The sequence below is a fragment of the Photobacterium sanguinicancri genome (genome assembly GCF_024346675.1).
Taxonomy (GTDB): Bacteria; Pseudomonadota; Gammaproteobacteria; order Enterobacterales; family Vibrionaceae; genus Photobacterium; species Photobacterium sanguinicancri.
The window spans coordinates 51,614-77,024 of sequence record NZ_AP024851.1; the positions used below are offsets into that span (position 1 = coordinate 51,614).

Annotated in this window: 21 protein-coding genes; 10 read left to right on the forward strand and 11 right to left on the reverse strand. The window is 41.0% G+C overall.

Features of this window, described 5'->3' with window-relative positions; all coding sequences use genetic code 11:
- Positions 1-46: 46 nt before the first annotated feature.
- Together OCU87_RS17235 and OCU87_RS17240 are read right to left on the reverse strand one after the other, a co-directional pair.
- Entirely contained in the window at positions 47-931 is an 885-nt protein-coding gene (locus OCU87_RS17235) for a hypothetical protein (protein WP_261858905.1), read from the reverse strand.
- Positions 932-973: 42 nt separating this feature from the next.
- Positions 974-1,930, reverse strand: a complete 957-nt coding sequence (locus tag OCU87_RS17240; RefSeq protein WP_261858906.1) for a DMT family transporter — start codon at positions 1,928-1,930, stop codon at positions 974-976.
- Between the two features lie 90 nt (positions 1,931-2,020).
- On the opposite strand from OCU87_RS17240, the gene OCU87_RS17245 reads away from it, so the two are divergent.
- Both OCU87_RS17245 and OCU87_RS17250 read left to right on the forward strand, forming a co-directional pair.
- Positions 2,021-2,953 (forward strand): LysR substrate-binding domain-containing protein, encoded by a 933-nt coding sequence (locus OCU87_RS17245; RefSeq protein WP_062691606.1) that lies wholly within the window; start codon positions 2,021-2,023, stop codon positions 2,951-2,953.
- 89 nt (positions 2,954-3,042) lie between these two features.
- Positions 3,043-3,423 (forward strand): hypothetical protein, encoded by a 381-nt coding sequence (locus tag OCU87_RS17250; protein WP_261858907.1) that lies wholly within the window; start codon positions 3,043-3,045, stop codon positions 3,421-3,423.
- A gap of 136 nt (positions 3,424-3,559) precedes the next feature.
- Here OCU87_RS17250 and arsB read toward each other — a convergent pair whose 3' ends face one another.
- From arsB to OCU87_RS17265, 3 genes are all read right to left on the reverse strand, one after another.
- On the reverse strand, positions 3,560-4,585 hold the full coding sequence (gene arsB, locus OCU87_RS17255; RefSeq protein ID WP_261858908.1) for an ACR3 family arsenite efflux transporter: 1,026 nt from the start codon (positions 4,583-4,585) through the stop codon (positions 3,560-3,562).
- A gap of 140 nt (positions 4,586-4,725) precedes the next feature.
- Complete coding sequence (locus OCU87_RS17260) at positions 4,726-5,097, reverse strand: ArsR/SmtB family transcription factor (RefSeq protein ID WP_261858909.1); 372 nt, start codon at positions 5,095-5,097, stop codon at positions 4,726-4,728.
- 682 nt (positions 5,098-5,779) lie between these two features.
- Positions 5,780-9,196: an HD domain-containing protein gene (locus tag OCU87_RS17265; RefSeq protein ID WP_261859368.1), complete on the reverse strand. Its 3,417-nt coding sequence runs from the start codon at positions 9,194-9,196 to the stop codon at positions 5,780-5,782.
- Between the two features lie 112 nt (positions 9,197-9,308).
- Here OCU87_RS17265 and OCU87_RS17270 point away from each other — a divergent pair, with 112 nt between their 5' ends.
- Complete coding sequence (locus tag OCU87_RS17270) at positions 9,309-9,782, forward strand: hypothetical protein (RefSeq protein ID WP_261858910.1); 474 nt, start codon at positions 9,309-9,311, stop codon at positions 9,780-9,782.
- A 455-nt stretch (positions 9,783-10,237) separates the two neighbouring features.
- Here OCU87_RS17270 and OCU87_RS17275 read toward each other — a convergent pair whose 3' ends face one another.
- From OCU87_RS17275 to OCU87_RS17285, 3 genes are all read right to left on the reverse strand, one after another.
- Positions 10,238-10,828, reverse strand: a complete 591-nt coding sequence (locus tag OCU87_RS17275) for an SEC-C domain-containing protein (protein ID WP_261858911.1) — start codon at positions 10,826-10,828, stop codon at positions 10,238-10,240.
- An 856-nt stretch (positions 10,829-11,684) separates the two neighbouring features.
- Entirely contained in the window at positions 11,685-12,068 is a 384-nt protein-coding gene (locus tag OCU87_RS17280; RefSeq protein WP_261858912.1) for a hypothetical protein, read from the reverse strand.
- Between the two features lie 68 nt (positions 12,069-12,136).
- Positions 12,137-12,382 carry a hypothetical protein gene (locus OCU87_RS17285; protein WP_107302962.1) on the reverse strand — a complete coding sequence of 82 codons (246 nt, stop codon included), beginning with the start codon at positions 12,380-12,382 and terminating at the stop codon, positions 12,137-12,139.
- A gap of 89 nt (positions 12,383-12,471) precedes the next feature.
- Here OCU87_RS17285 and OCU87_RS17290 point away from each other — a divergent pair, with 89 nt between their 5' ends.
- Together OCU87_RS17290 and OCU87_RS17295 are read left to right on the forward strand one after the other, a co-directional pair.
- Positions 12,472-12,870 carry a hypothetical protein gene (locus tag OCU87_RS17290; protein ID WP_261858913.1) on the forward strand — a complete coding sequence of 133 codons (399 nt, stop codon included), beginning with the start codon at positions 12,472-12,474 and terminating at the stop codon, positions 12,868-12,870.
- Positions 12,871-12,924: 54 nt separating this feature from the next.
- Positions 12,925-13,149, forward strand: a complete 225-nt coding sequence (locus OCU87_RS17295; RefSeq protein ID WP_261858914.1) for a hypothetical protein — start codon at positions 12,925-12,927, stop codon at positions 13,147-13,149.
- 269 nt (positions 13,150-13,418) lie between these two features.
- On the opposite strand, the gene OCU87_RS17300 is transcribed toward OCU87_RS17295, so the two are convergent.
- Positions 13,419-13,769 (reverse strand): hypothetical protein, encoded by a 351-nt coding sequence (locus OCU87_RS17300; protein WP_261858915.1) that lies wholly within the window; start codon positions 13,767-13,769, stop codon positions 13,419-13,421.
- 1,402 nt (positions 13,770-15,171) lie between these two features.
- Between OCU87_RS17300 and OCU87_RS17305 the strand changes: the two genes are divergently transcribed.
- Positions 15,172-17,142 carry a hypothetical protein gene (locus OCU87_RS17305; protein ID WP_261858916.1) on the forward strand — a complete coding sequence of 657 codons (1,971 nt, stop codon included), beginning with the start codon at positions 15,172-15,174 and terminating at the stop codon, positions 17,140-17,142.
- A 113-nt stretch (positions 17,143-17,255) separates the two neighbouring features.
- Here the strand turns inward: OCU87_RS17305 and OCU87_RS25065 are convergent, their stop codons facing one another.
- Positions 17,256-17,561, reverse strand: a complete 306-nt coding sequence (locus OCU87_RS25065) for a ParB family protein (RefSeq protein WP_390961520.1) — start codon at positions 17,559-17,561, stop codon at positions 17,256-17,258.
- A gap of 221 nt (positions 17,562-17,782) precedes the next feature.
- The gene (locus OCU87_RS17310; protein ID WP_261858917.1) at positions 17,783-18,994 is read right to left on the reverse strand and encodes a helix-turn-helix domain-containing protein; all 1,212 of its coding nucleotides are present in this window, start codon (positions 18,992-18,994) and stop codon (positions 17,783-17,785) included.
- 870 nt (positions 18,995-19,864) lie between these two features.
- On the opposite strand from OCU87_RS17310, the gene OCU87_RS17315 reads away from it, so the two are divergent.
- The 4 genes from OCU87_RS17315 to OCU87_RS17330 are packed head-to-tail and all read left to right on the forward strand — an operon-like array spanning position 19,865 to position 25,069.
- Positions 19,865-20,482 (forward strand): PDDEXK family nuclease, encoded by a 618-nt coding sequence (locus OCU87_RS17315; protein ID WP_261858918.1) that lies wholly within the window; start codon positions 19,865-19,867, stop codon positions 20,480-20,482.
- The gene (locus tag OCU87_RS17320) at positions 20,479-22,413 is read left to right on the forward strand and encodes a hypothetical protein (protein ID WP_261858919.1); all 1,935 of its coding nucleotides are present in this window, start codon (positions 20,479-20,481) and stop codon (positions 22,411-22,413) included. Before OCU87_RS17315 ends, OCU87_RS17320 begins: the two co-directional genes overlap by 4 nt.
- Positions 22,413-23,339 carry a TniB family NTP-binding protein gene (locus OCU87_RS17325; RefSeq protein WP_048900422.1) on the forward strand — a complete coding sequence of 309 codons (927 nt, stop codon included), beginning with the start codon at positions 22,413-22,415 and terminating at the stop codon, positions 23,337-23,339. Before OCU87_RS17320 ends, OCU87_RS17325 begins: the two co-directional genes overlap by 1 nt.
- Positions 23,336-25,069 carry a TniQ family protein gene (locus OCU87_RS17330; RefSeq protein WP_261858920.1) on the forward strand — a complete coding sequence of 578 codons (1,734 nt, stop codon included), beginning with the start codon at positions 23,336-23,338 and terminating at the stop codon, positions 25,067-25,069. The genes OCU87_RS17325 and OCU87_RS17330 overlap by 4 nt, the downstream gene beginning before the upstream one ends.
- Positions 25,070-25,411: the final 342 nt, after the last annotated feature.

A 25,411-nucleotide genomic window follows, 5' to 3' on the forward strand; every position in this document is an offset into this window, starting at 1 on the left:
CAAGCACCGCATAGGGTGCTTGTTTGTAAAGGAAAATGCATTTGTCTTACGAATTCTTTGGCTGCCATTTCCCTTGGCTATCTTTACACACTTCTGTTGCCCGCGATTCAATCTGACGACGCTTTTTGCTTAACTCTATTTTCAGCGTTCGGCACTGCGAGGGTTCGCTCTTAGAGGCAAAGAGTGTGATTTCACCACCAATTTGAGTGCTGCTGTTATACCACGTTTTCTTACTACCTAATTTATTGGACGCTAATAATTCAACGACCGTTTCTTGCATCATTTTTTCGTCTTTATCTGACAGTGAAGCGCGAGAAAACAGCGGGGTGCCATCAGGCAAAATAGAAAGCGGAGCTTTTAAAATCCCAGTAAACACACCAGAAACAAACCCTTCAGAGGCTTGCTGCCCAGCCGTTTCAACATCACTGACGAGTTGCTGAGCACCTGCCAAAAGTACCGGCGCATCGGCACGTATTGCTTCACTTTCATTCAATATCGCAGGAATTTGCCGAGAAACCCCCGCGATGCTTTTATTGGTTGAATCAACCCGTTTTAGTACCGCAGGCACCTGCTGGCGAAGCTGTTTAGACTCGGCCAGAATCGGTGGTATTTGTTTTTCGACTGCATCCACTTGCGCCAAAATAGGGGGTATTTGCGCCGTAATGTCATCGACTCGTTGTAAAATAGGGTCAATTTTCTGATTAATCGCATCCACTTGCGCTAATACGTCAGGCACTTGTTCGGTGATGGTATCTACCCGTTCTAGTATGTCGGGGATTTGCAGCTGCACCTGCTGAATTTCATCGATGAGAGGAGATAGCTGGCTCAGGTGTTGGCCGAACTGACTGATGCTGTAACCGACATAGACTAAGCTTGCCGCTAGCGTAAGGCGAGCCATATTGGTGAAGCTGGTGGCGCTAAGTAGTGACATAAGATGCTTCCTTTCATCTGTATTATCAAAACAGTAGCAGCATTAGCGAGCGGGATCGAGCGTAACGCGTTTCTTCATAATAGGAAGGAAGGTATGTAGCAAGCTTGCAAACACTATGATGCTAACGCCTGCCACTTTATTCCATGGCATCGCTTGATCAAATAAGGTGACTTGCCAAACGACAGTGAACAACAAGTTAGTAAAAATAAGCGGTGCCAGCTGAGAGCCTGATTCAGCTAATCGGTACGCTTTTGCTCGCATCACTTGGGTATTGATGATGCACAACGAAAGTAACAGCAGCATGACAGGTACAGCGAATACAGTAAGGCCATTAATGACACTTTCTGATTCGAGAGTCTGTTGCCAAGGCATCATATGCGCCAATACCGCTTGGCCTGATACTGCGCTTGTCGCAACCACAGGCAGTAAAATGAGTGCCGCCAGACTGAATGTCCACGCATTTAAAGCCGAAGGAGACAGGCTGCCTTTACTGGCACGGTATAGGCTAAGCTGTGATCCCGCATTAAAAATCCCCGCCGCTAAACCAAGTAATAACTCGGGCTTCAATTCAAAACCTTGTGAGTTGCCCGCTTGCAACATCACCCCGATAAACATCAAGATAAGATTCAGGAAAGTGGCTGATTTTATCGAGGCTCCAAAAAACAGTTTTTCTAACAAAGGAATAAACAAAGGCCCAGTGCTGAATAGCACCACGGTTTCGACCAAGGTGAGATGATCGATTGCGTATAAGAAACACCATTGGCTAGCTGAAATACACAGTGCGCGTACCAATAAGCCTTTCCACATGTTACGCGGTGGTAGTTGCCAATGTTGAAAAGCCAAGAAAATGAAGAGTATTATGGCTGGAATAGCAAAGCGTAGAAAACTTAACCACTCTGCGGTAAAGGTATGACTGAGCCATTTCGCTAACACGCCATTAAGCGATAGGGTAAATGTACTGGCAATCATAAATAAAGTGGGGCGGTAATCTGTCGTCATGCTTTTCTCCTGCTATGTGGTAAGGCTACGCGGCCTGATGCCAGAGAAAAAGCGAGTAATAGTGAACAGCTATGTTAGGAAAACTTACAGATGAGAAAGCTTGTACCGCTTAAATCAATATATGCTTTTGTTGCTGTGGCTGAAATGGGCAGCATGACGGAAGCCGCCGCTGTATTGTGCGTAAGTCATTCGGCAATAAGCCAAGCCATAAAAGCACTTGAAAAGCAGGTTGATCAGCCATTATTTAATCGGATTGGTCGACGGGTTGAGCTTAACCAAGTGGGAAAAAAGTATTACCGAAAAGTCGCGCCAGCACTGGAACAAATCGTAGAAGCCACAGAAGACTTGGTTGATATTCATCACGACAAGCACCTGACCATTAACATGGTTCACTCACTCGCGCTGCATTGGTGGATCCCACGGGTGCCTGACTTTCAGCAAGCCATGCCAGAGCTTGATGTGCGTATTTCTAATATTCTCGGCAGCTTTGAATTAGAGCGTGAAGGGGTCGATATTGCGCTTATCCATGGTAAGCCGAAGGAATGGCAGGACTATTATTGCGAAAAGCTAGGGGACGATGAATTGATCATGGTGTGTAGCCCTCAAATGATCGAGCAAGTCACCGATCCAACATTGAAAACCATCCTGAAAGCAGCCCCCAATTCCATCGATGCAGCCAAACAGTTACTCAATTATTTTCCGCCCATTTTTGTCACCAATGATAGGCGTAAACATGATTGGCAGGTGTGGTGTGAGGCGAATGGCATAGCATTACCTCATCAGCAAAATAACTTAACCTTCTCGGCTTCGATTCAAGCGGTACAAGCGACGATTCGCCGGTTAGGCGTGCTCATTACCCATCGCCAATTTGTCCGTGACGATATAACTCATGGTGTGTTAACAGAAGTAGGTCCATCAGTCTTAAACCCTTATCAAGATTTTTACTTTGTATGTCGACCCGATAAGCTACGGCGTGAAACTGTACTACTACTGCGGGCTTGGCTTAGGGAGCAGTTTAAGTAAAAAGTATAATGTTTTTCATCAAACCTATTGATTATTACCAAATGTACACTGTACTATAGGTTCGTTGTTAAACATAATAAGAGCAGAACATGACTCAACTTAAAAAAGTGTTATTAATTGGTAGTGTATTAGCAGTAACAGCGGGTTGTTCAAGCATTGCTGAAAGTTTGGTTGAAAGCCATACCAGCCAAAATGGTACTGAAGTACTGATCGGCCAAGCGGTACCAAAAGAAGCGATGCAATGTAAATTGCTACTTAATGAAGTACGTGAATGGAAAATCACAGATCGCGCAACACCAAATCTTGGTATGGAGCGTTTAGTTGGTGAGGTCTTAGAGCCAGCAGTCGAGCTAGGCGCTAACTATGTGCACCTAGATATCCCAACAGAAGTTTCTGTGATGGGTGTACCTGTCACCATTTTAAGTGATGCACAAGCAAACTATTACGATTGTGAGTCAACTCAGTTTTAAGCTTATGTAACTTATACCCAGTAGAGCTAAGTTCAACAGGTTCAAGATAATGGGTAGTATGGCGCTAAATAGAAAAACGGCTTACCAGCAGATGGTAAGCCGTTTTTATTAAGATACATTATTAAATCTGAAGTGCTTAGCTTGTTGCTTCGCTTACCGCAAAATCATTGCGCGTTTTATTAGCGTAAGCGACTAACGACAGCATCACGGGTACTTCAACTAACACACCCACGACTGTCGCTAACGCCGCCCCAGAGTGGATACCAAATAGGCTAATCGCCACGGCTACCGCAAGTTCAAAGAAGTTAGATGCACCTATCATGGCACCAGGTGCCGCGACATTATGTGGTTGTCCCCATTTCTTCATCCAGATGTAAGTTACAGCAAAAATCAGATACGTTTGAATCAATAACGGCACAGCAATGAGCACGATATCAAGCGGATTATCTATAATGGTTTGTGCTTGGAAGCCAAACAGTAAAATCACCGTACCGACTAAACCCACAATTGAAAATGGCTTTAAGGTCGCGCCAAGCTTATCGAGCTTAGTTTGATCATTCACAACGCGACGGGTGATAACACCAGCCACTAAAGGCACCACAACAAACAGTGATACCGATAAGATTAAGGTATCCCAAGGCACGGTTACATCTGTCACCCCAAGTAAAAAGGCAGCCAGTGGTGCGAACGCCACCACCATGATCAAATCATTGATCGACACTTGCACTAAGGTGTAGTTTGCATCGCCTTTGGTTAGCTGGCTCCAAACAAACACCATCGCGGTACAAGGTGCCACGCCTAGCAAGATCATCCCTGCAATGTATTGATCACCAAGTTCAGGACTGATCCACGGGCCAAAAATGTAGCGCATGAACAGCATCGCGAGCAGCGCCATAGAGAAAGGCTTGATCAGCCAGTTAACCACCACCGTAATGATCAACCCTTTAGGGCGACGATGAACGTTTTTTACCGAAGTGAAATCAACCTGCATCATCATTGGGTAAATCATTAACCAGATAAGCACAGCAATCACTAAATTGATCTGTGCGTATTGGAGATCACCCAAAGTGATAAAAGTGTCGGGAAATAGTACGCCAGCAAAAAGGCCGACAATCATACCTAGGCCAACCCATACACTTAAAAAGCGTTCGAAAATACCCATGCTATGTTCCTTGAATTTATATACCGTCGTTTTGCGAACAAACTTTCAGTAAACGAAAGGTGAGTGAATACGACTCCCCTTATTGAAAGGGAAGTGTATTCATTAAATAGTTAAACCAATTCAGTTATTGAATGGCGAGATTACTCAGGGCTTGGTTCCTGAGTGAGTGTTTGATCGCAGCTCGGACAAATGGAGCTAGACGATGGTGGAGAGCATGTGGCGTTATTTTCATCTTCACAGCATGCTTCTGTCATGTACGCGATCAAATCAAGCATTAAAGGAATGTCAGCGCGGTAACGTTGGAAGCGCCCTTCTTTGGTTACTGTTACTAACCCCGCATGGAACATGGCCTTTAAATGAAATGACAATGAGTTTGGTGCTACACCCATCTCGGTCGCCATTTCGCCAGCCACAAGGCCCTTACTTCCCGCTTTGACTAATAGACGCCAAGCATCTAAACGCACACCAGAAGAAAGGGATTCAAAAACTTTCGTAGCGTTATCTCTGTTCATGAGTTCAATACTACAAGAACTATTGAAATGATCAAGTTGCGAACAATAAAAATCTTCGATTTTTTGTGGTTTCCAGTCCTGTTCTGGATTCTTTCCGGCCAAACTGGACTGGCTTTTTTGTCTTATCTATTTGTTTCTAAAGGACTTATAAAAATTCGATGAGTTTGGCGAAATTCCGGTTTCCAGTTTGGGTGATTTTTAGGAGGTTTTCGTGAGGAAAGTGCAGTTAGCATGGTTCAGCTTTAATGGTTAACTTGGAAATGCCCCATTTCGCGTTAGAGCAAATATTTATTCACATCCTGTTAATACGCTTTTGCCCTACCAAAAGTTATCCAAAGTGGTGTACTAATACTGTATCCATCGACTGGGCTGCGCATAGCCCCTCAAGCCTACTCTTTTACATTTAAGCTGTTGATTTGTGTTTGAAAGACGAAACATGGGTAACTCTGGATGATTTAGAGGTAACAGGGAATCAACATCACAAACTTATAAAATATTTTTTCAGAGCAGAACAAGGTATAAACATTGAAACCTACGGCTAGTTGTAATTTATTACTACTGCATGCCAAAGTATCAAAGGTGATTTATTCCCACACTCCCCAAAGTTAACGGGGAGTCTATGGGAAATAAAAATAATGTAGCTAGTACTTAAAGAGCAGAGTTATTTTAATTATTTAGATTGCTACGGCAATGGATTCGCAGGGCTACCATCACAAAACTGAAAGTTATATTCAGAATATTCTTTCCAAAATTCATCAGGAATCATTTTTAATAATTCATCACGAGAGTTCACTCCTGGCTTAATAACCATATTATATTCTTTCATGCCTGTCATCAAAACGCTCCACCCATTATTCACTCCATTAACATACTCTGGATCTGAAGTGACAAAGGTATAGAGTCTATCAATATCATGATTTTCCATTTTACGAGGAGATATAAAAACATAGACCATTATTCTAGTTTTATTATTTGGTTCATAGTCATTTACTTCAGAAAGATGAAATTCTGAGCGATGTTTATTGAATGAATATACATTTGATTTCTTCGGCTTATTAAAACCATGATTATCCTCAAGGTACAACCCCATATTGTGATGCACTAAAAGAGGATCTTGTTTGAAGAATGCACCTAGACCATTTGAGTATTTAGCAATTGTAATATATTTTTCTCTTTTCTCACCAAAGAAGTCTGAGCAAATACAATCATACAAATTGTTTGAAATACAAGGCAGTACGCTTGTTACAATATCATACTCAGGATTTTCAACATTCCAATTAGATGTTGGGAATAAAATTTCTCGATTCTCCCTATCACTATCGGTGGTGTGAAGCATTAGTTTCATAGAGCTTCCATTTTGCAAACTAGATTTAATAATAACTTCATCTTTGTTTACCGTAACACTATCTGAGTTAATAATCTTTGAATTAATTATAGTTTTTGATACATAATCCATTCCACTTTTATTTGGGTGAGATATGATCTCATAATCTGAAAGCAAGAATTCTTTGATGCTCTTTTCTTTTAAAGTGATTCCACTAAATCCATCCCAGCTCAGTTTGGACAACTTCCTAGATAAAAACTTCGGAAAGAAGATATCATTCTTAAAGTTAAATAAATCAAAAGCATATGAAACACATTCATTAAATAAATTAGTTCCATGAGATATGCCTTCTAATTTAAGGTGATCTTCTAGTTGATCTAAAACAAGGTCAATTAAACTATCTAATATATTGTCACAATATGAATCTAGTTCTTTTGGCACTGAAGTTATAGACTTTCTATCAACAGATAGTTGAGGTCTGACTTTTCCAGTAAAGTTCAAGCTTCCAATCCGTGCCAAACCATAAATAGGACTATCAAAATGAAAACTATTGCTATCGACAGATATCCCATCAATACTTACCTGCTGAAAACCAATAACTGGGATATCATTCAAAAAACGGGAAGAATTTATTGATAATTCTTTCTTTGGAAGACATATTACCACGTTTATGATAATACCTTGATACTCAACCTTCAGGTTGTAATGATTAACGGAATCAATAAAATCAGAGTACACAAAATCATTTTTCGTAGCACTCTTTATCAAAAGTGCATTTATATAATCCTTATGATTCAGTAGGTTAAGTTTTTTATAATCGAAAGCATATGGTTTGTTGTGAATACTAAGACGGCAACCTGAATCTACAGTTTTAACATATACTTTAATATCTTCAAATGTGGATGTAACAAAGTCATCAACTTTAAAGTACAAATGATCATCTAAATCATCAATAATACCTCTGTAATCATTATATTTTTCAGGAAGGTATTTATACTCAAAGCTATTTCTTTTGGTTATTTTAATCAGATCAATATTATCTATCGACCTATCTGATATTTTTGATTTAAATTCATTTTTTAGAAGTACCCTAATAATTGTACCTGATTCACCAATTAATTCTTCATCTACAATGTCATTCTTCCTATAGTAGAAAGTTTCATGTGGCCCTTCAATTGAACAACTTATAAGCTTACGGTTTTCTTTTTTGGTTACAATATCAATTCTTTCCCCTAGCATAAAGCAAGATAGTATACCAATACCAAACTGTGAAGTAGGAGTGAAATCACTAGAGTAATTTGCTTGTTCTCGATAAAAGACTGGTGATTTGTAATATGAATTACCGATATTCAGTAAATAGTTCTCTATGATGTCTTCATTCATCCCAACACCATTATCTCGACAATACAAATACATATCATCATCGATCTTTTCTAAACCAAACTCAATTTCAAACTCTTTTTTATAACGATTCTTATCATGAGTGGCTTTTAAGGTTCTACACGCATCAAGAGCATTTTGATATAATTCTCGAAGACAAGCATACTCATCCTTATATAAACCAACCCCCATCAAAAGTTCAATGATTTGTTTCTGATTTATCTTAAACTTTAAACCTCTAACTGGCAAAAACTCATCTTCATCATTCTTTATTCCATGACGATTTACTATTTCTTCCAAAGAGAATTTATATAAATCTTGCCATTGCCTACTCAATGTAAAGTAATTTTGGATCTCTTGATCTATATAATCTAAGTATTTATGTAACTTAAAATAATCATTTGGATTAGTGCAGTATGCTTTAAATGATATTCTTCCATTGCTAATTTCGTAACTTACACCATTATTTTTTACTGCCCATTCATGAAAGCTATAGTTAGATTCAAAAACTTTAGCTTTAGATATCGACATAGGTGCTCTATCGAAACTATAGTGAATAATATCCCCAAGTCTTAACATCATGGATACAAATTGTAAATTCGTAGACTTCGCTTCAACATATTGAGACTCTTTATCCAATTTAAATATATATTCTAAGTTTTCACCATGAGATCGACATATAGAGGATAAATCATTTGTTATTTTTTTGCCCCAAGCTGGTTGACCTATGACTTCTCCAAATTTTCTAGATAAATTCTTTACATACTTTTCAATTCTTATATGATGATTACATCTAATAAAATCTATTCTAATCTGGTCATTTAATTTCGAGAAATCACCTTGAGATTTAACGTATTCAAACGAGTCTTTAAAACCATTTCTAAACTTCTGATATTCTATTAATAATGACGCTAATTCTCTTTTTAATTCATTTTCACTGTCAGGACAAAAATCCCAGCTTAAATCAACCTTTAATTCGACCCAAAGATCATCGATAAAAGTAAGTGCTTGTTGATAACTATAAGGTTGCTTGAGGTCATTCTTAACCGATGATTCATTATCAAAGTATTTATCGCTACCCTCTGTCATCTTCATTAAATTTAGCTCCCACTCGGCAGGAGCCATAGCACAATCATGAAGGTAAGATGAGGTTAGTAAGAAAAATAACTCAAATGATGATAATGAATTGAGAATCTCATCACCTAATATTAATTCAATATTTTCAATGACTTTTCTACTGTGAGAAATGTCATGGATATCAAACTCAGTAAGTACTTGCAGAACCCGCTTTAAATGCCCCTCAGCAAAGCTCTCTATATCACTAGTCAGTTTGTATAAATCTCGCCCGATCTGCTCTTGTTTTCTGCTCTCTAGTATCTGTTTTATGCTCATCATTTGCACTTATTTTCCCTACAAAACAGTCTTTTATGTTAGATTGAGTAGCTACCATATGCAAAGAGTATTACTATAAAGCTAGTCTTAGATGTCTAATTTAAAGGATCTTTATATGCCCAGTGAGCTAACAAAAGAGCTTGTTATAGAAAGGTATAAATTTATTCAGCAAAAGCAGATGCATCTTGATACTGCTTTACACGCCAACATAACACTACTCGTGAAAGTTCTAATCGGCCTATTTTCAGTAGTTTTTGCGATAGCTACATATCACCTGAAGGAGCCTGAGTTAGTTACGCAAGAAACTGTACTCCTTTTACTAGAGGGAGCTTCGTTACTAATGCTGTTTGTATCTGTTTTTTTCTTCTTGATAACCATTTCCAACATTTTTTCATGGTTAGGCTACAGAAAGGATGAAGTGGAGTTATTAAACGACTTCGGAGGAGACTTACAACGACAAAAGCCTAAATTAAGCAATTTCTTGGCTTGGCAAGAAACATGGTTCTGCATTTCACTCGTGCTCTTTATGTTAGGATCATACACTGTGTGGCAACAAGCCACAGAAATCGTTGTGTTATTCTTGGACTAGTCCAAGAATGTAGGATTGTGAATCGATATTTTTTACTGACCATAAGTAGATACCCCGTTCATGCAAGGGGTACATACTGTTACAACTCCACTTGAAGCTGGCCACAATCCTTTTCGCCTTGGTGCCTAAAATAGTTTGCTATTACTTTTCTGATCTGCACAAGTTGATACTGGGCACACCATTAAGTGACTTTGCCATATTTGAAGTAATTCAAAAATCACTAATTTAGCAAAGTCACTGACACGTTTTTGTCCAGAACCTTCACAGTTGGCACTTCGTAACACAGAAGTGCCCCAAAATGAGTTACGGGTCGGGAATGTACTCGTTTAGTTTTAACGTGCTACTCATCATGGTGTACCCAAATCTTAACCTTAACTTAACCTTTGATGGTACGGCCTGATGATAGTTTGATTACACCCATACCTTTTGTGTTAACCGCTACGATTGTCTAGTGGTTAAGCTCGTTGTAATCCATAGGGGTGGCACTTCTTAGCTTTCAATCCACTTCCACAGAAGCAAGGCTTGTTTCGTTGGCTTCCTTTCAAGTTACACTTCGGTTGCGTTGGTGATGTTTTAGGTGGTTGGACATTCTGCTTGGGCTTATCTCCAACTGGAGCTTCTTCTAAGGAGTTCAGCAGAGATTCTATTTGCTCTTCCAATTCTGAAACCCTTTGGTTTGAGTCACGTTGTGATTGTTCAGCTTCAAATTTACGCTCGTCCAGCTCGTACTGTTTTTGTTGGATAGAAACAGCTTCTAATTGCGTTGCATTAGACTCCCTAGTGAGTTCGTTGGCCTCTGACTGTTCTAAGTAGCTAGCGATGGTGAACACAAGGGTTAATACCAAGAGTAGTGTTTCGATTACTTTCTTGAGGTCTTTCTTTGGCAGGGACTTGATGTAGCTTTTAAACTTAGCAAACCTTGGGTCTACTTCACTCAAGGCATCTGCTAACTCGTTAGCGGTGATCTCATCATTAGCCGCTTCAGTTACATACTCTTGGAACTCTCTCAGACGTACAACATTGTCGAAGTTGCGTATCTCGTTCACCACCTCCCGTAACTGAAAGTTACCTTGTGAGTCGATATCCCAATCCTGCTGAATCGCCCAAGACCCACAGCGCTCACATCGAACTCGTGTTCCTCGGACAGTAATGTTACTGGAGTTCCCACCTACGAAGACAGGATTGCGGCTAAGGAAGGTGTGCTCACAGGTAGGGTTCGTACATTTGGTTACCAAGAGGTCAGCTGCTTGGTTTTGTTCTGCGTGTGCGCTCATGACTTACTCTCGTTGACTCATATTGTTACATACTGCCACTTTAGAGATCGCTGCTCAACTGCTTGCATAAAAGGTTTGTTGGGTATCACACTTGCTAATCGTGCTCCTTTAGACGCCCTAGAAGTGGTACAAATCTCGTAGTTGCCATATTATTAAGCAATTGAAATCAAATAGCTTATGCTTGGTATTTTGCAATCGAGAGTTCGAATCTCTAGATACTCTTTCTGTACTTGTTTCGTGAGCTGTTAACTCACCTTTGTCCAAGGACGTGTTGACGTCGCTCTCGACAAACTGAATTGTAATAAAGCTGATACGCAGATTGAGAAAAAGTACAGCCATTTACTTATCTCTATACAATATTTTTGTATATACAGTGTGAAACAGCAGTAATGCTAAGCTGTAGAGTGCTCTTTTACTTTAATAAAGCAGCTTAGCCATTATTCGAGCTTTCTGAGGTGGGAACCGAATCGGAGGACGGTAGTACCCATATGTTTATATTGTACGTCTGCAGTGCTTGCTCGTGTCTTTCCTCAAAATCGGTTAGCTCACTTTGAGTTTTAGGTTAAATAGTCTGTAGTCGTAATGTCAGGCCGTTGAGGTACCTAGAGCTATTATTTCGTGAACATCATTAACTGCTTTTTTTGCGAAATGCCAATTCCGCTTTGAATATTTCAATCCTCCAGCGAGGCTGATTTTTTTGTGTCTGAATAATGGCTTCAATGTGATCGGTATCAAGAGTTTTTAGAGGCTTGAATTCGACAGGTTGATTACCGTCTTTACCTCGTGTTCCCCAAAAGAAACCTTGCCTAACTTCATAATGAGGCGCATCAGAGTAGATGGATAGCTCCTCAAATGGCTCGGTATTAACGTTGCGTCGTAGCTCATCCGTACCCCCGTCTACCATATAGGTCTCTCCATTCTTATCAACGTAAGTGACATAATCGTGACGATGTTGGCTAATCAAGATTGTCTCGTCAGGGGTTTTAATTCGGTTTAGTACTATATGTTTCATGTGAGAGCCTCGCTTAATTTGCGGTCGTATTGGGTTCGATTATCTAGAGCTACCTTAGATTGGTGCTGTTAATCGCCTTCTCGAACACAGGTATCCTGGCTCATACCCTTCGGCCTCGATTCTTCATCACCAAATGTAAGATAAAGATGGTTTGGTTTTGAAAAATTGCCGATGGTGCAGATGCCCCAAGACCAGCAGTCGCTATAGTCTTTATCTTGCTCTTGCATCATCTCGAGTTCGGCTTCTAACAGTTCGTGAATCGCCTCAATATATCTTGGTGTTAATTTGATTTGGTGGTTGTGATATCTAGCCATTTGACTCCAACCTCATAAATTAGCTCTATACTGTTTTTATATACAGTATTGCTCCGATTTGAAAAATAGCAAATTGATGGAGGGCTAGTATGGATATACCCAATATTTTAAATCTTGAGCATGAACTAAGAGTACCTACTGGTTTCGATTTAACGCTGGTGATGCATGAGTACGGGCTTTATGTCAGCCAAAGTCAGCTCATTACACATTGGTATAGCTTTCGTCTGTTGGCTCTATCCGTCGCCTTTTATCGAGATGAAGAGGTTAGAAGGGTTATGTATTCGCTCCCCAAGCAATCGGACTTGTTTAGCCTCCAATGTGCATTTCAATTGTGTGTACACCAAACCTGCAGTGATGGATTTAAACCGTCGAAGGTTCAGTTCTCGTATTCTTTCGTTAATGACGATGATGCACGTGAAACTATTGATGAATTTTGGCTACAGCTGTTGAAGCAGGTGAAGTGCTTAGAAGGATTGCGACGAGCGTAGGGGAGAAGCGTTCACTGTTTTGTATGTTCGAGCTAAATGTGAAGTGAGGCAAAGATGAAAATTAAAGAAGCGTTGATTGCATTTGGTATGACGAGCCTACTCGTTATGAGCATCAATATCGTTCTTAATTCAATCATTCTCGTTGTTGTATGGAATGGCCTGGTGTCCAGTATTCATCCCACCTTACCTGATTTGAGCTTCTTTAATGCTGTTGGAGTGATAGCTGTCACTTATATTGTGCGGGGTAAATTATCGATCAAGGTTAGCTTTTCTAGATAACTTGCAACGGCCCTAAGTGAACTCTAGAACTACGACATTTACCTTCAAAACCGTGATGCTATCAAGCAATCGTAAGTAAAAAGGGGCGAGTACTCGCTTTCGGTGTGAAAAGTGCGGTTTTCTGAAAATATTCGGTGTAAAAAGTGCCATGAGTTAAAAATCAGACTGTAACGATTCTGGACAGAAACGTTTTAGGTGTGCTGCTCTAAACCGTTTCGTCCTGATTAGAAAAAGTATCTTGAAACTTTAGTCGTTTGTTATGCTCGTGCTCATAAAAATTGAAGAACTAAACAAGCTATAAACGCTGGCAGACCAGCGATGAAGAAAACCAAGCCTGTCTGGTAGTTCATTCGATAGTGCTCGCGTTCGTCTTTTTCGAAATCGTGTCCCTCTACCATTTTGTAGACTTTATCTGTTCTAGTGTCATCGAACCGAGTCGTCTTACTATGGATGCCACCTTCCCACATTAGCTTCGCTAAAACCCATATGACGATGACAACAAAGAAAAGAAAGTCGACCAATTGTGTCGTAGCAAAGAATGGAACAAACTGGGCTAGAGCGACAACAACAAGAGCCGCTAATAGGTTAATTAGAACAACTTTTTTGAGTAAATCTAGCAAAATCACCTCCTAGATCATTGCTTTATAGACGGACTTTTTCCGTCTATGTTGCTGCCATTTATTATAAAACTCAACGGGTATCAACCTGTTATGTGAATCGGCATATAATTGCGGGGTCGAATTACGGAAAAATTCCGTATAAGAGAACAAAGTACGGATTAGATTAACTTGGTCTATTGGTGTACTGCTCAGATGTTCCGTGTGCAGGTTCTGTGAAGGTTTGGGGCACTTCTGAGTTACGATGTGCCAATTGTGAAGTTTCTGGACAAAATCGTGCCAGTGATGAGGCTGGCACGAAACGGGATGAAACTGCGCCAAATTTTAGCTGTTAGAGCCATAACCGTTTGTATGGAGTCTTTTTGTTAAAATTAAAAGCTTATTGCTTACTCACTTTCGCGTCTGCCTCCAGTGATAGAGTGAGTTGCGTTTAGGCTCGGAATCTTCTGTTTTTTGTTAATTTAGATTGGGCGAATGAGGTAGACAACTTTGTTGCTTGAGAGCATTGACTGCTAACGCGGTCTGAATAGACCTATAACGTTGTGATAATGGACTCTATTAGGCCCTAGAATAAACCACAGGGCGAATAACTTACGCAGTGTTTCGCCTATAGCGAGAAGGATAAAGGAAATTAGGTGATTGAAGTATAATAAAGAGAGCTTAGGTTAGTGGGCCTACCGAGGCCAAAAAGCTTGCCCCCAGTGCCAACGCTACATCAGCGACTGAAGCAACCACATATTTTGCGTACATTTTTGCTTTCCCCATATTGCTACCCTCCTTGCCCGGATTTTGGCCAGGCTCCAATGTTGTTAGTACACGATTCTTCACATAAGAACAAACGATCAACAAAGTAACGGCAGCTGAGGACAAGACAAGATGGGCAGGATTTGAACCCACACCACTAACCACTAACCTAAGCACTCGAAATCAAGATAAATATAACACGATAAACAAGATTTACAATGGGATAGCAATGATATCTATTGGTAATTAGTACAGATATGGCCACTACACCTACCTCTTATCGCTTCACCATACCACTACATAGAGCTATAAAAAGTAGCTCCCAGCTCAGAATTCACTGCGCTGCTTAGTACATCCTTCCGTTCACCTCTTTGACCAAAAATTCCCTCAACTCTGTGATTTAGTTCACGTCACACTGCACAGAATAATCCATGCTTATGAGTTAATAGGCATAGTGAAAATGATACTCACAATAAGTCGACTCAAGCTTGGGTAAAGTCAACGTTATGGCTATCACGTATGGTTCTGTCGTAAAACGAAATCACACTCTCTCTAATTGGTTAGCTCATTAAGTGGACGTGATTGCTTGTCGTGAACAGCGATTTAACGCGGCTGCATTTGGTTCAAGAAACAAAACTTTTAGCTAATATAAGGGATTAACATGAAAAAATCTGTTCTGATATGTTCCAGTCTAATCGCTGCTTTATTCGTTATCTACATCAGTTTTGAAGGCGTCACGGCACTAGTTAACAAGCTAATGCCGCCTTTAGATACATACTCGGTACGAAAGGCATCAGTAGACAATAACTTGCAAAAATTAAAGGACAATCGGTTTAGTCCAGAACTTTGGGTTTCCATTTCAAAAGATGACTTTGTGGCGATTGCTGATGAAAGCATTCAAAAATCAAGAGCTATGGATAAGATACAGCAACTTGATATTGAAGGGCTGTCAGATATCTTTATCAAAGACTATAAACTGAAGCTCGTAGAGCAAGGTATTGAGATAAATATTGATGCTACTGTGACGATAGATGCTCTTGAACTTCCTGTTTATGCATATTTGAAAGGGCTTCTTACGGTCGATCCTGGCATCAACAAAATCGCTCTGCGGCCTTCAATTCACAGCTTACAATTGGAAGCTGTGAACAAATTTAGCGACCGTATTATTAGATTTAAAGGCGTAGATGAACCGGTTATCTCCTCTATATCGTCTGTACTAGATTTATTCATTGATAACATTAATGGCATGTTTTTGTCTGACCCTATACCAGTCCGGCTTGACCTTGATTTCTTCGAGCCTATCAAATGGTCTGAATTAGAAAATGTACCACCGAATATAACGGTCAGCGGTGACAGTTTAGACTTAAACCCGCAACGGGTAGACATGGCATTTATCATGACTCCCAAAAACTTAAATGTCATCGCGTCTACTGTGAGTAAGGGATCCGAGAACGCTCCATTGGAAGCCCAATCCGGTATAACTGTGGAAGATTTTTCTCAACGATATAATGAGTTAATTAGTCAGGCTGAGTTAACCCTCAAAGATAAATTTGGGCTCACAAAGCAACTGAGATCAAGTACTACTATTGCAGCTATCGAGAAAAGGGCTGTGTCAGGCTTGATTAACAGAAATCTCGCACATCTCGATTTGAAAATTGCAGCTAAACACATTCTCGATGTTAAAGATGGCTTTGAGGAGAAAGTCAGAATTGCTGACCGCCTAGAACTTCCTAACTGCTCTGGACTGCGTAGACCTTTTGAAGGGGATAGTTGCGACTATTCCTGCAGTTATTCTAGTATGTGCGATGGATACGATTGTGGATGGCGCCATCCTGACGAATGCATTGCAGAGGCTGCATGCAAAGCAGAAAGAGAAACAAGAAGAATCAATTGTCAACGCCGTAAAGCCCAATGTAAAGTTGATAGGGAGTCGGAAAGAGTAATTAATGACACAGAAAATGAGATACGCGTTGCAAAATGCAAGACAATCCGAGAAGCAATACGTATCGGAGATCAAGCACTAGAGGTTGTAGAAGTTAAAGGGCATTACAAGATAGAAAACAGTCAAATTGTGGCAAATCTTAGAAGCTTAGCTGTATCAGATGCATTAACAAAAGCAACTATACATGGTGCGATTCAAGTATCAGTCGATAGCAACCTTGACGTAGATGTAAATCCCGAGGGCCTAGGGCATATCGCTTGCGTGTTCAACTTCAACCAAGAACTAGATACTCATGCGGAATATAACAACCCGAGCCAACTTGTAGTTGGTGACATGTCGTTTGTGAATAGCGCAAATAAGTTAAAGCTGGTGATTACGACTAGAGAGTTGGAGCTTCAGGACATAGAGTTGAGTCCTGCTCCTTATAAACAACTGGTAACTGACCCAAAATTTGCGCTTAACTGCAGCTTCCTAACTATGGCCATGCCTGTTTTAGCCGGCGCTGATCTGTTGAACAAGGAGTTAATCACAAAAGGCGACCCAAATAACGAGCTTCAAACTATGTTTGGGCGGGCAAATTACACAGTCGAAAGTGAGGAGTTATCAATATCTATTAAACCGATAGAGTTAGGTATGGATCGCTCTCTTTCACCTAGTGTTGGCGAGAAAGCTATATACTTTACTCTATAGTGAGCAAGGCTAGTACCAGTAGATAACTATTAAACCAAATATGTACCTATCAAAAAGGGAGCCCAAAGGCTCCCTTGATTACTAATAACTTATTTTGTTGATAGTAGGAAAATTCAGGTATTGTGCTTCCCAATCACCCGATCCAATTCATTCAGCATCGCTTTAGGCAAACGACCAGACTCATTCGAGAAATTCCGTCCCTTCACCCGTTTGCGGACATAAACGCCTTTGGTCTCAAAGTCGGCGATAGGGGTGTCCATAGCCTTGTCGCTATCCTTCTTCGCCGCGGCAATTTTCAGCTCGCATTTCACAGCGTTGATCAGGGCATCCTTTTGCTCATCATAGCTCTGTTCAGGCTGAACATTGACAGAGGCAACGCTGATTTTCTTGATGAAAGCCGTCAGGCCTTTGCTGTCTATCTAACACTCATGTCCCGAGTCATTAGGTATAGTAAGTCAATACGCGATGAACAACATACGAGTCATACGAGTGAGTCTTTACTCTAACTAGAAAAGGGGCAAAGGTGTGTTACGCCCCCTCAGGAGTGCACAACCAGGACTGACTCAGTGATGGGAGTAAAAGACACAAAACATTATCTTTGGTATCTCAACCATATTGTGAAGTGCCTTATCAGCCTCAACTAGACGAGTACTTTTGCGCCGGGTATGTATCCGCCAGCTTTAGCTATCTGCTTCTTTAATTCGTAATGAGAATCTTGTGGCAGTCCACACCACTTTCTAACTTCCTCAATTTGCCGGAATAAATCCAACGGATTAATGTTAGTGATTACAGCTGCCCTGTCTTTTGAAGCGATATCAGAAAGCTGATTAATATCAAGACTTGCTTTATATTCATTATCAATATCCGGATCTATTAAGCGAATAATCATTGATGGTGCTAAGTGTATTAATAGGTGGTAGTTCATATTGTCACTTAAATACAACTCACAGCATACATTCCCCCAAAAATCAGGGAAATGGAAACTCTCACCTGAGATATAGTCAAGATCTTCATATTCATCAAACATGCGGCCGTTAAGATCGCTGTAATGTTCTTTTTTGCCGAAGAGCTCTTTCGACGCCTGATTTATAGGGCTATGTTCATCAAGTCTTGAATTTTGCATAAACAATAAACAACTGCCTATCAGGACAACTGGTGTGATATCCTTGAGTGGATTCAAATTGACCGGCTCACCGCTGGCAAAGCAATAATTATCTACTTGACTGCTCAAGATCCAAAGCAAATATAGCCCGTGAAAAACCCTGAACTCTTTAATATAAAGGCCGTTCATTTTAAAACATTCGCGCTCTTGCCAACCTTCCCCACACCTGTCGTTTTTCCAATCAAAATAACGTCCATTTTCTTGATGTAAATGGTCTTTATATTGAACGCACACGGCACAGAATTCTTCTGAACGGATTAGCTCGTTAATCCTAGCAATAGTGAGTGCTCTTTTAGCATCCGGTTCGCTACAGTCAAACGTCCCTGGCTCTAAGTAACTGTGCTTGCACACCTGATTGATATAGCTCTCTTTGTTAAAGGTTTCTATCAAATTCCGAAAGAATCGGTTTTCGGTGACAGGGCGAAACAACTCAAAAAAAGTATCTAAGCTATCGTAAACTTCGACTGTTTCAAAGCGACCAGAATTACGACGCGGGGCACCACATAGATCAACAATCCTTTCCATTAATGACGGAGAGATAGTACCGGCACCGTTTTTCATCTCACTCAATCGACTTTCTTCCAAGCCTAGTTTAGTGGCTAAATCCTTTTGGTTTTTACCTAGGCTTTTAAAGTTAGCAATCGCATGATTTATCCAAAGTATAGTGTCGTGTTTAGTCAATTTCTGCATAGTTCTTCTCCGTTAGTGAGTACGGAAATTACTCTAAACAATACGATCGCAGATGTAATTACAAATATCATGTAATTATTCGTAATTAATTACAGGCCTGATGATAATCGAAGTTAAATGAAGAAATGTCTATTAAATTCAAGTGGTTAAATTTAATTCATGTAAGGGTGAACACTAGTAATGCTGAATGTCATAAGACTATTATTCTGTGAATAAAGTGGCGAAGGCGCTACGGGTACGATACTGAGATAGCGTCTCACGCACGTTTTTACTAAAAGCGAGTCTGAAACGGCACTGCTACAAAACCACCAAATCCTGCGCTGCGATTAGGAGAATGAGCTAGGTCAGATTGATTGGATTGGCCTATTATTACTCAGAGCTAACCCAATCTACGGCTTCGTCGAAGTGTAAGTCATCGCTATCATGAAAGGCTTCAATTTATCACCACTCGACCAGCTGCTGAGCTGCTCTTACTTGGTGAAGCTTTACCGGCTTATGTGTTTCCATATTGCTCAGCTTAGACATTTAGCCTTTCCTGAATTTCTTGCTAACTTCTTTTTCTTATTCTTTAGACTCAAAATTTGGGTAGGGTATCGACGCTCGTCTGTGTAAAAATTGTACAGTGATTGCTTTATCCTGCTGAAAATGATCAATTTTTTCAAAATAATTAAAATTATTTAAGTGCCTGTTTTAATGATATTTGTGTCAATATTAAAGCAATATCTCCTTGATTCACTTTAAAATATTTAGATAGAAAAAGCTTGAATTCTGTTTATGTCAGTACTATGATGACGGTAAGTGCTGATAATGCGCTTGAAATAAGTTAACTCTGCGCCTATCTTCTCTGTGTTAATACAGAGAGGACTTTTCATGTTTGAAAAAAATTATCTATCACGCCGACTTTTTCGTCATAGCCCCGTAAAAACGGTGATTTCCTACCCCAGCCTTAAGCACGCATTACCTCAGTTCTGCGAAAGCACACTTGAAAAAGAGTGGTGTCTTCAGCGCGATTTCAACTCAAAAATCGAAACGTATCAGACTCAGCCGTTTACCTTATTGATTAATGGTATTCGCTATACACCCGATGCGATAACGCGTGAAGTCGATGGCACAGATTACATTGAAGAAGTTAAACCCGTCGATGAACTCAAAAAGCCGAAAGTGATTGAACGCTTAAGAAAGATTGAATGTGGGTTACGCGAAAAAGGCTTTCGATTTCGAATTCTAACTGACGAGTCAACGCGTAATCGCACTTATATCGCAAACTTATGGCTCTTGAAGCGTCATCAGAGCCACCCACATACGCTCGATTGGCTGTCTGATGCCAAAAAAGACTTAGGTGCAACGTCTTCGATTGGGGAGGTGGCTACCTGGCTGACAGGTCAAGGCATCAGAGTTGGGGGGCTTTATCATGCGATTGGTTGTGAGCACATGCTATGTAACCTACGAGGCGCGATTAAATCGCAATCAGAGGTGGTATTCGCATGATGCAGGCATCTTATTCTCAGTTTTTTAGAAAAGGGATGGAGATTACGCTCGACGGTAAAGACGCGACGATTATTCACCCAACCCACGATGTTCTTTTCATTCAATTCAGTGAAACCGGTGAGTATTATCATCTAGATAAACATCTTGCCTCATCTAAATTTTCGAAAAATGAGCTGGAAATAAAAGCGTTAGAAATGCTGGTGCCAGTCAAGCAGATATTGACCTATGACGAGCAAGAAGAAACCAACCGCAAAATCGAATATATTAAGCACTTACTTACCTTCGATGAGCCTTTATCAGCAAAGGCGTTAAAAACTCTGCCAGCAGTGGCTGCGCGATTAGGTGATAGAAAACCCCCATCTAAATCTACCTTATCTGTCTGGAAAGAGAAGTACACTCAAGGTGGACAGCACTTCATGTCGTTGGCGCCAACCCAAAAGGGCCCCAAAAAAATACTGACAGCTGCGCACTTTGTTGATGATATTCAGCAATCGTTAGATGATCGGTACTTAACCAAAAATCCAGCCTCGTTAGCCACCATTTATACTGCTCTCGTCGAGACATGGAAAGCGAAGGGGTTCAAAGCGAAAGGGAAAGGTTCATACCCTGCTGAGTCAACGTTTTATGACTTGAAAGATAGAATACTCTTTGATGTCGATATTACTGATGGTCATTTTGGAAAGTCCGCATCGAATAAAGCGAAGCGAGCAGCATTACGCAAATATATAACGCATCATATTCTTGAGCGAGTTGAAATTGACTCTATGTATATTTCTGCGGGGTTATTGGATGAAGAGCTTCGTTACTTAGGGCCTGTAATGTTGACGGCTGCCATTGATACGCACAGTCGAGTTATCTTAGGGGTATCAATTGAAGTGGGCCGCAAGGGGGAAAGTACTGAACATGTTGTTGACTGTATTCGCAATGCTGTTTTGCCTAAGAAAGGGAATCTTGCCATCCCTGAGCAATACCAGGATGAATGGCCCATGTATGGTCAGCCATCACAAATTATTGCGGATGCAGGGGCTGGCTATACATCAATAAGCTTTACGTTATTGCTTGCTCTGATGAGTATCTCTCGCGATACCACGAGAGTGCGTCATCCTTGGAAAAAGCCGTTTATTGAGCGTTTCTTTGGGACTTTGCGTAAAAGCTTTTTGGAGCAGATGGATGGGTATATCTCATCAAGTCGTTATGCGAATGACTTGGAGCCAGATTCAACGCTTGAAAAGTGTGCTTCACTGACCGTCAGTCAATTTAAAGATGAGCTTTATCATTTTATTTTAAAAGACTATCACCATAAGCCACACCGTGGTTTAAACGGTGATACCCCGTTCAATGTATGGGAAAAGGGGGCATATTTCACGGATGTTTCACCTCCACTTGAAGCGTATAAAATCCGCATGGCGTACCCGCGTGTTAAAGTTGCCACACTCGACCCGACGAAAGGGGTTAGAAACATGCACTTTTTCTATCACAGTAAGGAGTTGCAACAACTACACCGTGAACTCAAAAAGCCAAGTCAGAAGAAAAATCCCCAAATCAATATTTATGTTTCCCATAGCGACATGTCGCATGTTGTGGTGCATGACACGATTAACGATGAGTACTTGCGTGTTCCCTGTACCAACCCACTTGTTACAGAGGGGATGTCGCTGGGTGAAACGAAGTACATCAATGGCACGCTTTCGATTGAATCAGACTATCAATCAACGAATTATCAACAGCGGAGTAAGCAGCATATTGCTGAAAACCAATCACGTGTAAAAAATACAGGAAAGGGCCGCAAGAAACGTCCAGTGAACCCGCCATTAGACGTGGATAACGCACAAGCTGAAATCGATAAATTGCTCATGATGAAGAAGGACAGTGTGAGTATCGATGCATTTGATGATGTGAATGAAAACGATTGGGATGAGGGTGAAGGTTAATGAAAAGCAGTATTTTAGGTCAGTTTCAGAACCCGACGTTGATTGATTTTAAGTCATCCTATGTTTATCACCCGCATTTCAAAAGGGTACTCAAGGCCTTCGAGAAGGCCCTTTGCTTCTCGTGCAGCGATGAGTTTGAATCTGTTGCGGTTTCAGGGGCGACAGGTGTCGGTAAAAGTACGGTATGCCGAGCATTTGAGGAAAAACTGCAAGCCATGCTACCCGCTAACTCGGATGAAAAACCCGTCATTAACATCACAGCGAAGACGTTCACAACGGCGAAAGGTTTCTACAGTTCGCTGTTGTTTGAGCTTGGGGCTGTTAACTCGACCTCCGGGACGACTGAGGACATGCGAAAAAGGTTGGTCAAGCTCTTTCACGAAAAAGGGGTGATTATGATTATTTTGGATGAATTTCAAGATCTCTTCGAGTGTAAGTCAACACAGAGCGCGCTCTTAACTGCCAACTTCTACAAGGGGTTTATGAAGGAGATGAAGATCCCCGTTGTCATTTCGGGGACAGAGGTTGTGGCTGAGTTGCTGAAAATTAATCGGCAGTTTCAACGTTTGTATAATTTGTATGAACTACCTGGGTTTAATATGCGCAGTCACCAGGCTATCGAGTACTTCAGTAAGTTTGTGGCAGAGTTGATGAAAAACGCCCCTTTACCCTTGGCGTTTGAGTTTAAAGGGGTCGCTCTGAAACGGTTGTATTTAGCCACTGAGGGGAGCCTTGCATTAATCAAAAAGTTAGCAACGGAAGCGATTTATGTCGCACTAGAGAATGGCCAAGAAGAGTTAGATTTATACGCTTTTGCTCAGGCGTTTAAGCGGTACTTTATCCAGCGTCAGGAAGAGATCGGTTTAAACCCATTTGAAGAAGATCGGGTTAAGGTTAACCGCGTATTTCAAAAGGTGGCGGTATGATTTTTGGGCCTCGAAATGATCAATCGCTGTCTGTCCGTCGCAGCCCTATGGTTGGTGAAAGTATTAAAAGTTTTGTCTGGCGATTAGCCGACGTTAATGCCTGCAGTTATGGTGATATTCTGGCTTTGCTTGGTTTTAATCGTCAGAGTAAGCCTTGGTTTCTACCGGGCTCTCGTTCTGAGCAAGACATGTATTCATCATTAGGCAAGGCTTTAAACGTTTCAGAGAGTGCGTTGCTTGATGTATTGCGTCCCCCTGAACTGAAGGCGCTTTGGGCACCCAGTGTCAAAGGGACGAGTGATATGAAAGTTCGAGCCATACGTATGTGCTCGAGCTGTGTAGAGGAGACGCGATACCACCGGCAAGCATGGCAACATGCCTTGTACTGCGTCTGTCCTTTGCATCAAGAGAAGCTCATAGAAACTTGCCCTCATTGTGGTGAAGCGATAGTGATTGAGACATGTGTCGGTGGACGTTGTTTTCATTGTGCATCCGCTGTGGAGGGGTGGTCACGCCATCAAATGGCAATGCCCGATTGGCAATCTCAAGTGAATCAAGGTGCCGCCTCTTTAACTACGCTCAAGCGCTTGTTAAACATGGCAATGATAGTGATCCGCTCTGACGATCTCTTTACAACGGATATGCGCATTCGTGAAATGCGCATAACAGAAACCATGGCATTGATGGATAAAGCGTGGGGGTTACTTCACAGTGATACAGCAAGGCAACAATTGAGGGATAAGCTCTCTTGTCGGTGGCGCCAAGAAATCGCGATTATTGGGGAGGCGTTACCACTGACTCTTTACGACCAAGCCGATGCTCTCGCTTTATCGGCAAATCAAGTAACGCCCCCATTTGATATGGACAAAAAGGTCTTTTCTGATCGAGCCAGAGCGCTTGAGATCATTAAAAGCAGTAAACATGCAGCAATGCAGTGTGAGAACGTAGAGACGCACGAGCTCATCAAGGCTTCACCGCTAAGCAAAGGTTTAGGTATCAAGCCTGGCGATTTAGAACGATTAAAACTCTCGGGTTTCTTTACCCAAGTGAACCCCACAGCGGCCAAAAGAGATGCACTCTTCAATTTGAAAGATGTTGTCGCAAAATTCATGAACGTACCGGTCGTTAATCGCATTACTGATGGCTATGAACGTTATGATGGCCTGGTTCCTAAAGCCTGCCTGTTTACTGCGGGCCTCTATGAAAGTGATGTTCTCTTGGCAATGAGTGAGGGTGTTTTGCCTGTGCAAATCGCGAGTGAGGTGAAGGGGACATTTATTGACAGACTTTTTGTGCATAAAGCGACATTTCAAACGCTATATACACAAGCGTATAAACAGCACAACATTGGCCTAATGCCGATTGGATTACTGCCAACCTATTTAGGCACGAAGAGGCTGAATGTTACTGCTTTTTTAGCGAGTGATTTTTTTAAAGGCATTGCTGGCCATGATGCTCCAAAAATCAATGAACAGATACCGACTTGTGTTTTGAAGCGAGTGGAAGATCGTTATTTTATCCTGAATAAGTGGGCTTTTTTCAACGGCAGAAGTAAAACCAAATGTTTATGTGCGCTGAAGTTGGCGAAAATTGACCCTATTTTGAGGTTGAATGAAGAAGGGTGTGGGTTATTCGAGATTTACCCCAAGCACGCTGAAACCATTTTGTTAGAAAGGTTTGATGAGTTATCACCTAACTACAAGGGTAAAAAACGGCGGCGAACAAAATGACAATAAACCATCAACAGCACCTGGTCACTCAGGTGCTTTTTTTTGTCTGAAATTTGCGTCACAGGAAGACGCAATTAATAGTAATGTTGATATTAATATTACCAGGTTTTCAACTACACTTATGACACCTCTACGGCAGTACCAAGAGAGCCCCCCTAGCTCTCTTTTCGTCTGCTCTGCCCATAATTCGGCTTATTATCGGAATTTCGCTCGAAATCCAGCTTATTACCGGAAAAATTGGCTTTTTAAACTGGAAACCGTCTTGTAAGTTATTGATTTTTCGTTGGGCTAGTCCAGCCCAAGACTGGAAATGACATTTTGTGGTTTCCAGTCCTGTTCTGG